Raw genomic sequence first — 8,150 nt, 5'->3', positions numbered from 1 at the left:
CACCGGAACGTGGACGGAGGGACAACGGGCACCTCGACAACTGCATCGGTCATCGGAACTACCCGAGCATGCCCGTTGACCATGCTGCCGCACCGCGAAACTCCAAGATCCCCGACAGAGTCAAGCTAAGGGGCGCGCCACACCCCCGTCCGCAACAACGACTCGATCGCCGCCTCGTACCGCCCGATGTCCAGCCCCTGCTCCGCCAGCCAGGCATCCGAGTAGTACTTGTCCAGGTAGCGGTCCCCCGGATCGCAGAGCAACGTCACCACGCTGCCCCGGCGTCCCTCGGCCACCATCTCCGCCACGATCTTCAGGGCGCTCCACAGGCCGGTGCCAGTGGAGCCGCCCGCCTTGCGGCCGATGGTCGCCTCCAGGGCCCGTACGGCCGCGACGCTCGCCGCGTCCGGGACCTTCATCATCCGGTCGATGGCGCCGGGCACGAAGCTGGGCTCCATACGCGGGCGGCCGATGCCCTCGATGCGGGAGCCGCAGTCACAGGTGACGTCCGGGTCGCCGGTGGTCCAGCCCTCGAAGAAACAGGAGTTCTCCGGGTCGGCGACGCAGACGCGGGTGTCGTACTGCATGTAGTGGACGTAGCGCGCGATGGTCGCCGAGGTGCCGCCGGTGCCGGCCGTGGCGACGATCCACGTGGGCTCCGGGAAGCGCTCCAACTCCAGCTGGCGGAAGATGGATTCGGCGATGTTGTTGTTGCCGCGCCAGTCCGTGGCCCGTTCGGCGTAGGTGAACTGGTCCATGTAGTGGCCGCCGGTCGCGGCCGCGAGCTCGGCGGACGCCTCGTACATCGTCCGGGGGTCGTCCACGAAGTGACAGCGTCCGCCGTGGAACTCGATCAGTCGGCACTTCTCGGCGCTGGTCGTGCGGGGCATGACGGCGATGAAGGGCACGCCGATGAGCCCCGCGAAGTACGCCTCGGAGACGGCTGTCGAGCCGCTGGACGCCTCGATCACCGGGCGGCCCGGCCTGATCCAGCCGTTGCAGAGGCCGTAGAGGAAGAGGGAGCGGGCCAGGCGGTGCTTGAGGCTGCCCGTGGGGTGCGTCGACTCGTCCTTCAGGTACAGGTCGATGCCCCAGTGCTCCGGGAGGGGGAAGGAGAGCAGGTGGGTGTCGGCCGAACGCTGGGCGTCGGCCTGGACCTTGCGGACGGCTTCCTTGAGCCAGGCCCGGTACTCCGCGTCGCTGTGGTCGACGTCAAGGGTGTCGACGGTCTCACCGGTGGTGGTGGGGTGAGGAATGCTCACTGCGGGCTCCTTCCGCGTCGCGCCGACGGCGGGTCGCGCGGTCGGACGCCCTGATCATAGACAGCAGGAGCACGCTCCTCACCTGCATAAACGCCCCTTTGAGCAACTCAAAGCGCCCCTGTTGCAAAGGGTGCGCGGGCGCATGGGGGCGCATGCACCGAGTGCTCCCCCGCTCGCACCCCCGCCGCACCCTACGCACTGGTGCTCGACGCGGCAGACGTGCAGACTGCACCGCATGGGCCGAGACGCCCGGACGGGGAGGCACACTCAAACGGGGCACGCACACTGGATCACGAGCCACGCGGGTTCGTGACAGGACAGAGCCGACACGTACAAAGGGGCGGGAAGCATGGCGGAGCAGGAGTTCACGGCCAGGGGGGTGCGGATCGAGAAGAGGCTGCGCTCACTGACACGCGCCGGTCAGGTGCGGATCAGGGACGGCAGGCTGCAGTTGCTGACCAGCTACGGCAGCGAGATCGACAGCGCTCCGGTACAGGCGGTGCGCGCGTCCAAGCCCTGGTTCGCCCACGAGGACCGTGCGTTGGCCGATGTGAACGGCACGCGTTACACGCTGACCCTCGGTGAGACCGACCCCGCTCCGGGGAAGCCCGGCCCGCCCTCGGCGCGCCGGTTCATCGAGGCGGTACGCAAGGCCGCGGGGCGCAACCGCTGAGGAGCCGCGAGTTGCGGGATACCCCTCCCTGAGTCACGCTGTTCTCACGTCACTCTGGGTTTACCGGCGATAACGCTGCGAACCAGCCGCCGGTCACGACCGCGGACGGCCGCCGTACGCAGCCACACCGCGCCAAGAGATGCGGCCGCAGTGCGCGGTCGCCCGCAGCAGGCGGCGATTGTCCCGCAGCCACCTCGCTGGATCCGTTCTCCGTCTTCTTCCGGACCTCATTTCGGGGAGTCGCAGCCGTGATCAGCAAGCCAAGCAGGCACTGCACGGTGGAGCTCCAAGCCCTGCCGTCGCGGATCGGCCAGGTCCGCAGAATCATCTCTGCGCAATTGCGCTACTGGCACCTTGATTTCCTGATCGACCGGGCGGCACTCGGAGTGACCGAGCTGCTGACCAACGTCCACCGGCACGCAGAGCCGGACAAGCTGTGCACCGTGGAGATCGAGCTGCTGCTCGACCGGCTGACGGTCTCGGTGCGCGACAACGACCCGCGCCTTCCCGTGGTGCAGGACGCGGAACCCTTCGCCACGTGCGGCCGCGGGCTCGCGATGGTCGCCGCGGTGAGCGAGAGCTGGGGTGCCCGGCCGCACGAGGAGTCTGGCAAGGTCGTGTGGTTCACCCTTCCGGCCCACTCGGAGCCGGTCGCGGTGCCGAAGCGTTCGCGGTACGACACGGGCCACCGGCCCGCCGCCCGCAGGCGCGGCAGGGCCGAACACGCTCCCGCCCGGTCCGCCGTCGCAGGCTGACCGGGCGGTGACCGGGTGACCGTCGTCGCTGGGCCGACGCGGCGGCGGTCACCTCTCACTCGATGGTGATGGCACGCCACTTGGCGGCGACGACAGGCTCACCCCGTCCAGGGCCCGCAGGACCGGGTGAACTCCGTTCACCCCTTCCCCGCGCGGCCGAAGTGCTCGTCCAGGACGGACACCCGGCGCCAGTACTCGTCCTCGTCGATCTCTCCGGAGGCGAAACGGCGGCCGAGGACCGCCATGGGTGAGTCGGGCGAGTCGACGGGCGGACGATAGCCGCCCATCGTGCGCCAGGGTCCGTGCCGGCCGCGCCAGACAGTGCGGCGGAGGACGGTCACGACGCCGATGACGACGGCCGCCCAGATCAGCGGGAAGAACAGGATCCACGGGCCGGGTCCGCCGTCCCAGTGCGCAAGGGTCTCCATCTCGAACTCATCTCCTCTGGGTCTCTGGCTGCCTCTCAGGGCCTCGGGGCCGGTGGGGCCTCCGGGGCCCGTTTTCCGAGATGCCTTGAGACTCGCGCAGGGAGGGGGCCCGCGTCGTCGTACGGCCAGCGGCAGTGCGTGTACCCCGCGGGGAGTAGGCGGGGCCGCGGCGGCTGCTTCCCTGGGCTTCAGGGCCGTAAATGGCGGTGCCGCCGGTGTCGCCACCGTCGCTCACTGGCGCTTTCGGCGCCCGCGTCCGCATCCGCATCCGCATCCGCATCCGCATCCGCATCCGCATCCGCATCCGCATCCGCATCCGCGGCACGGTGACGTCTCCGCCACCCTGCGGGTCCCCCTCACCGCCACCATCACCCTCGGCGGCACTTACGTCGACCGTGACGACCAGGTGACCGAGCTCAGCCTCCGATCCGTCAGACCAGCGCCGCGAGGGGGTCGTCGAGGACCGGTTGCCAGGCCAACTCGGCGGCTCCCACCAGGCTGTTGTGGTCCAGCGTGCAGGCCAGGATCGGCACGCTCCCGCTCTGCCCCCACAAGCTGCGGTCGGCGACGACCGCCCGCAGCCGCTCGGGGTCGGCGTCGAGGAGCGTGCGGTGCAGGCCGCCGAGAATGATGCGGTCCGGGTTGAGGATGTTGACCAGGCCCGCGAGGCCCAGACCCAGCCGGTCGATCAACGTCTCCGTGGCCGTACGGACGGACGGGTCGGCGTACCGGGTGCGGATCAGGTCGTTGGCCTGCTGGAGCAGCGACACCTCGGGGCCGGGATCGCGACCCGCCGCCAGGAGGAAGGCCAGCGGGTCGGCCTCGACGTCGAGGCAGCCGCGGCTGCCGCAGTAGCAGGGGCGGCCCTCGGGGTTGACCGTGAGGTGGCCGACCTCCAGTGCGAGACCCGAACTCCCCGAGTGCAGGCGGCCGTCGAGTACGAGGGCGCCGCCCACGCCCCGGTGCCCGGTGGCCACGCACAGCAGGTCACGGGCGCCACGTCCCGCGCCGTGACGGTGCTCGGCGAGCGCGGCGAGGTTGACGTCGTTGGCCGCGAAGGCCGGCCCCTCGATCCCTGCCGCGCGCACCCGCTCGGCGAAGATCTCCCGCACGGGCGCGCCCGGGGGCCAGGCCAGGTGCAGCGGGTTGAGGGCCAGCCCTTCCGGCTCGGCGACCGCCGACGGTACGGCGAGACCGGCGCCCACGCATCTCCGGCCGGTGTCGTGCAGCAGCTCGGCGCCCGCGTCGACGACCGAGCCGAGTACCTTCGCCGGGTCGGCGTCGACGGTCTCGCAGCCGGGCGCGGTGGCGACGATCCGCCCGCCCAGCCCGACGAGCGCGGCCCGCCATCCGTCGGCGTGGACCTGCGCGGCCAGCGCGACGGGCCCGTCCTCGGCGACCTCCAGCCGGTGCGAGGGGCGGCCCTGGGAACCGGCGGCGGCCCCGGGATGCGCGTCGACCCGGATCAGTCCCAGGGCCTCCAGCTCGGCGGCCACGGCGCCCGCGGTCGCCCGGGTGACCCCGAGCTCGGCGGTCAGCACGGCCCGTGTCGGCGCGCGTCCGGTGTGCACGAGTTCCAGCGCCGGGCCGAGCGCGCCGCGCCCCCGGTCCAGCCGCGTCCGCGTGGTCCCTTCGCCCGTCGCCCTGAGGGCCGCCTTGCCGTTCATCACTCTCCTAGCGAGGGGATTTGATATGTTTCGCATACCCCGCAAGGGGCCGGTTCGGGCTGGACCGCAACCTTCGGGTTGGAAGCTCCCCCCTCAAGTGGGGAAGCGGAGTCACGAGGGCGAGTCTCCCATGACGAACCGCCCATGGGTTGACCACGGGTGCGGCTGGTCAGAAGCCGCTCACCCGGAGGGTGACGTTGAGCCGCCCGGTCAGGCCCAGCTCAGGTGGCGCCGTCCCGGCGTGTACTCGCGGCACCCCGTGGTACGCCAGGCGGGACGGCCCGCCGAAGACGAATAGGTCGCCGCTGCGCAGCTCCACGTCCGTGTGCGGACGAGTACGTGATTCGGTGTTGCCGAACCGGAAGAGGCAGGTGTCACCGAGGCTGAGGGACACCACCGGGGCGTCCGTCTGCTCGTCGCTGTCGCGGTGCATGCCCATGCGCGCGTCGCCGTCGTAGAAGTTGATCAGGGCGATGTCGTACGGGGCCGTGGCCGCATCGGGTCCGAGGGTGTCCACGACCGCGTTCCGGCCCAGGTCGCCCAGCCACCGCGGGAACGACTTCACGGGGGCGCCGTCGCCGTCGACGACCGTGCGGGCGTAGGCGTACGGGTACCAGTGCCAGCCGAGGCAGACCTGCCGGGCGGTCATCGTGCCGCCGCCCGGCGTGCGGACGGTGCGGAGTCCGGCGGGTGGCCGGGCCCACTCGCGGCATGCCTCCAGCAGTCGCCGCTGCTGCTCCGCGTCGAGCCAGTCCGGGAGGTGCACGGCGCCCCGCGCGATCTCCGTACGGCTCCGGGGGAACAGCTCGGCGTCCATGGGCCCATCATCACGCACCCCGGTGAACGGATCCCAGGGCAGGTCGGCGGTCGTGAGCTGCGGCTCGGCGAAGGCGTGAGCCACGGCTCGGTTAGCCTGGGCGCACGATGAACGACCGTATGACCGCGCCCTGGGCCGAGTACGAACTGGCCCGCTTCCCCGAGGATCCCCGCGACCGGCTGCGTGCCTGGGACGCGGCCGACGCGTATCTGCTGCGTCACCTGGCGGAGAGCGGGACACCGCTGACGGGGTCGGTCGTGGTCGTCGGCGACCGGTGGGGCGCCCTCGTCACGGCGCTGGCGGCGCACCGGCCGACGCAGCTCACCGACTCGTTCCTGGCCCGGCAGGCGACCCGCGCGAACCTGGCCCGCAATCAGGTCGACGAGGACGCGGTACGGCTTCTGACCACGCAGGACACGCCTCCCGACCGTATCGACGTGCTGCTCGTCCGGGTTCCCAAGAGCCTTGCCCTGCTGGAGGACCAGCTGCACCGGCTCGCGCCCGGCGTGCACGAGGGGACGGTCGTCGTCGGCGCAGGCATGGTCAAGGAGATCCACACCTCGACGCTGAACCTGTTCGAGCGGATCATCGGCCCGACCCGCACATCCCTCGCGCAGCAGAAGGCCCGGCTGATCTTCTGCACCCCGGACCCGTCCCCCGCTGAGGCGCGGGGCGCCAACCCTTGGCCGTACACCTACCAACTCCCTGGCGACGTCGGCCTGTTGTCCGGCCGCACGGTCGTCAACCACGCGGGCGTGTTCTGCGCCGACCGGCTCGACATCGGCACCCGTTTCTTCCTCCGGCACCTGCCGCACGGTCGTGGCGGCGGGCGTGTCGTGGACCTGGGGTGCGGCAACGGGGTCGTCGGTACGACGGTGGCGCTGGGCGATCCGGAGGCCGAGGTGGTGTTCGTCGACGAGTCGTACCAGGCGGTGGCCTCGGCGGAGGCGACATACACGGCCAACGCCGAGGGGAAGGCGGAGTTCGTCGTCGGCGACGGGATGGAGGGTTTCGCGGCAGGCAGCGTCGATCTCGTGCTGAACAATCCGCCGTTCCACTCCCACCAGGCGACGACGGACGTCACGGCGTGGCGGATGTTCCAGGGTGCGCGGCGCGCGCTGCGGCCGGGCGGTGAGCTGTGGGTGGTCGGCAACCGGCACCTCGGCTACCACGTGAAGCTGCGGCGGCTCTTCGGGAACAGTGAACTCGTGGCCAGTGACGCCAAGTTCGTGGTGCTGAGGGCGGTCAGGCGGTAGTTCCACGCAGGGCGCGCGGGGAGGCGCCCAGTTCACGTCGGCAGGCCTTGTTGAAGGCCTGGAGGTCGGGGATGCCGACAGAGGCGGCCACGGCGGGGATCGAGAGGGTCGTCGCGCGCAAAAGATGGTGGGCGCGGTCGAGTCTGCGGCGCCGGATGTAGCCGACGACCGTGGTGCCCGTCTCGGCGCGGAACAGCCGGGTGAGGTGGTTGTGGGACACACCGGCCGCCCGGGCGATGTCCGGGACGGTGAGCTGGGCGGCCAGGTGGGCCTCGATGTGGGCGATCGCGGTCGTGACGGCCGGGTGGGGGCAGGGGTGCGCCACGGCCGGGGTGAGGTGGGCGACGCGCCACAACGCCGTCCAGATCTCGGCCCGGGAGCGCTCGGGGGTGCCCGGGGCGGCCGCCATTGCCTGGAGCAACAGGCCGGTAAGGAAAGGGAGTTCGGGTCCAGCGTGCTGCACCACGGGGATCGTGCGGGAGGGGCCGGCCGGTGGGATGCGCAGGTGTGCGTAGAGGTGTTCCGAGCGGCCCTGGTAGCGGTAGCGGACCGTGGTGCCGGGCGGCACGAGGCTGACCCGGCCGGGGCGGATGGTGTGCGCCGTGCCGTCGACGGTCAGTTCGGCGTCGTACTGGTAGAGGTGCAGCTGCCACAGCTCCGGCAGCCGGAAGACGTCCGTGCGGCTCGCGACGCCGTGCACACCGACGCCGACGGCCGCGACGAAGGGCGGTTCGCCGAGGTGGATCTCCGTCTCCCGCATGGGGAGAAAATACCAGTACGTGTCGTCATGGGGCGGTCCGCGCACACAGCACGCCGACGAGCCGGGTCACCGTCGTCACCATGGCGTCCCGGCCCGCACGGACGTACTTTCGCGGGTCCACGACGTGGGGGTGCTCGGTGAGAAAGTCCCGCACCGCGCCCGTCATCGCCACATTGAGCGCCGTACCGATGTTGACCTTGGCGATGCCGCCCGCGACGGCCGCCCGTAGTTCGGCGTCGGGGACGCCGGAGGAGCCGTGGAGGACGAGGGGTACGTCCAGCGCGGCGTTCAGGCGCCCCAGCAGGGTGTGGTCGAGCGTGGCCGTGCGCGTGGTCATCGCGTGCACGCTGCCGATCGCCACGGCCAGGGCGTCCACGCCGGAGTCGGCGACGAAGGCGCGTGCCTCGTCCGGGTCGGTGCGGGCGCCGGGTGCGTGCGCGTCGAGGGGCGGCGCCCCCGCCTCGCCACCGCTCTGCGCCGCTTCTTTCCCACCCACCCAGGCCGTGTCCTTCCCACCCACCCAGGCCGCGTC

The 8,150-nt window shown here is 71.5% G+C and carries 9 protein-coding genes; 3 read left to right on the top strand and 6 right to left on the bottom strand.

Annotated elements, in window-relative coordinates:
* Nucleotides 1-125: 125 nt before the first annotated feature.
* The gene (locus FPZ41_RS42230; RefSeq protein ID WP_322621429.1) at nt 126-1,262 is read right to left on the bottom strand and encodes a PLP-dependent cysteine synthase family protein; all 1,137 of its coding nucleotides are present in this window, start codon (nt 1,260-1,262) and stop codon (nt 126-128) included.
* A gap of 349 nt (nt 1,263-1,611) precedes the next feature.
* Between FPZ41_RS42230 and FPZ41_RS42225 the strand changes: the two genes are divergently transcribed.
* Complete coding sequence (locus FPZ41_RS42225; protein WP_131570295.1) at nt 1,612-1,935, top strand: hypothetical protein; 324 nt, start codon at nt 1,612-1,614, stop codon at nt 1,933-1,935.
* 248 nt (nt 1,936-2,183) lie between these two features.
* Nucleotides 2,184-2,690, top strand: coding sequence for an ATP-binding protein (locus FPZ41_RS42220; protein ID WP_131570297.1), 507 nt, complete (start codon nt 2,184-2,186; stop codon nt 2,688-2,690).
* Nucleotides 2,691-2,827: 137 nt separating this feature from the next.
* Here FPZ41_RS42220 and FPZ41_RS42215 read toward each other — a convergent pair whose 3' ends face one another.
* The 3 genes from FPZ41_RS42215 to FPZ41_RS42200 all read right to left on the bottom strand — a co-directional run bounded on the left by FPZ41_RS42215 (nt 2,828) and on the right by FPZ41_RS42200 (nt 5,602).
* Nucleotides 2,828-3,118 (bottom strand): SHOCT domain-containing protein, encoded by a 291-nt coding sequence (locus tag FPZ41_RS42215; protein ID WP_152869662.1) that lies wholly within the window; start codon nt 3,116-3,118, stop codon nt 2,828-2,830.
* 431 nt (nt 3,119-3,549) lie between these two features.
* Nucleotides 3,550-4,785: an ROK family protein gene (locus tag FPZ41_RS42205; RefSeq protein ID WP_152869660.1), complete on the bottom strand. Its 1,236-nt coding sequence runs from the start codon at nt 4,783-4,785 to the stop codon at nt 3,550-3,552.
* A 169-nt stretch (nt 4,786-4,954) separates the two neighbouring features.
* The gene (locus FPZ41_RS42200) at nt 4,955-5,602 is read right to left on the bottom strand and encodes an alpha-ketoglutarate-dependent dioxygenase AlkB family protein (protein WP_152869668.1); all 648 of its coding nucleotides are present in this window, start codon (nt 5,600-5,602) and stop codon (nt 4,955-4,957) included.
* Between the two features lie 107 nt (nt 5,603-5,709).
* Here FPZ41_RS42200 and FPZ41_RS42195 point away from each other — a divergent pair, with 107 nt between their 5' ends.
* The gene (locus FPZ41_RS42195) at nt 5,710-6,858 is read left to right on the top strand and encodes a methyltransferase (RefSeq protein ID WP_194236408.1); all 1,149 of its coding nucleotides are present in this window, start codon (nt 5,710-5,712) and stop codon (nt 6,856-6,858) included.
* Here the strand turns inward: FPZ41_RS42195 and FPZ41_RS42190 are convergent.
* Together FPZ41_RS42190 and FPZ41_RS42185 are read right to left on the bottom strand one after the other, a co-directional pair.
* Nucleotides 6,848-7,618, bottom strand: coding sequence for an AraC family transcriptional regulator (locus tag FPZ41_RS42190; RefSeq protein WP_152869658.1), 771 nt, complete (start codon nt 7,616-7,618; stop codon nt 6,848-6,850). The genes FPZ41_RS42195 and FPZ41_RS42190 overlap by 11 nt on opposite strands.
* 25 nt (nt 7,619-7,643) lie before the next feature.
* On the bottom strand, nt 7,644-8,150 hold a 507-nt coding region (locus FPZ41_RS42185), incomplete at its 5' end, for a class II fructose-bisphosphate aldolase (RefSeq protein ID WP_194236407.1).

Origin of the sequence: Streptomyces acidicola, from assembly GCF_009377235.1 — a bacterium.
Lineage (GTDB): Bacteria > Actinomycetota > Actinomycetes > Streptomycetales > Streptomycetaceae > Streptomyces > Streptomyces acidicola.
Note: the sequence above shows the minus strand (reverse complement) of the source record. Positions and strands in the feature narration are given on the sequence as shown.

Bases quoted from the DNA above. Each gene is read 5' to 3' on its own strand.
- FPZ41_RS42190 (WP_152869658.1), bottom strand. From the start codon at position 7,618: ATGCGGGAGACGGAGATCCACCTCGGCGAACCGCCCTTCGTCGCGGCC.
- FPZ41_RS42200 (WP_152869668.1), bottom strand. From the start codon at position 5,602: ATGGACGCCGAGCTGTTCCCCCGGAGCCGTACGGAGATCGCGCGGGGC.
- FPZ41_RS42225 (WP_131570295.1), top strand. From the start codon at position 1,612: ATGGCGGAGCAGGAGTTCACGGCCAGGGGGGTGCGGATCGAGAAGAGG.
- FPZ41_RS42215 (WP_152869662.1), bottom strand. From the start codon at position 3,118: ATGGAGACCCTTGCGCACTGGGACGGCGGACCCGGCCCGTGGATCCTG.
- FPZ41_RS42195 (WP_194236408.1), top strand. From the start codon at position 5,710: ATGAACGACCGTATGACCGCGCCCTGGGCCGAGTACGAACTGGCCCGC.
- FPZ41_RS42205 (WP_152869660.1), bottom strand. From the start codon at position 4,785: ATGAACGGCAAGGCGGCCCTCAGGGCGACGGGCGAAGGGACCACGCGG.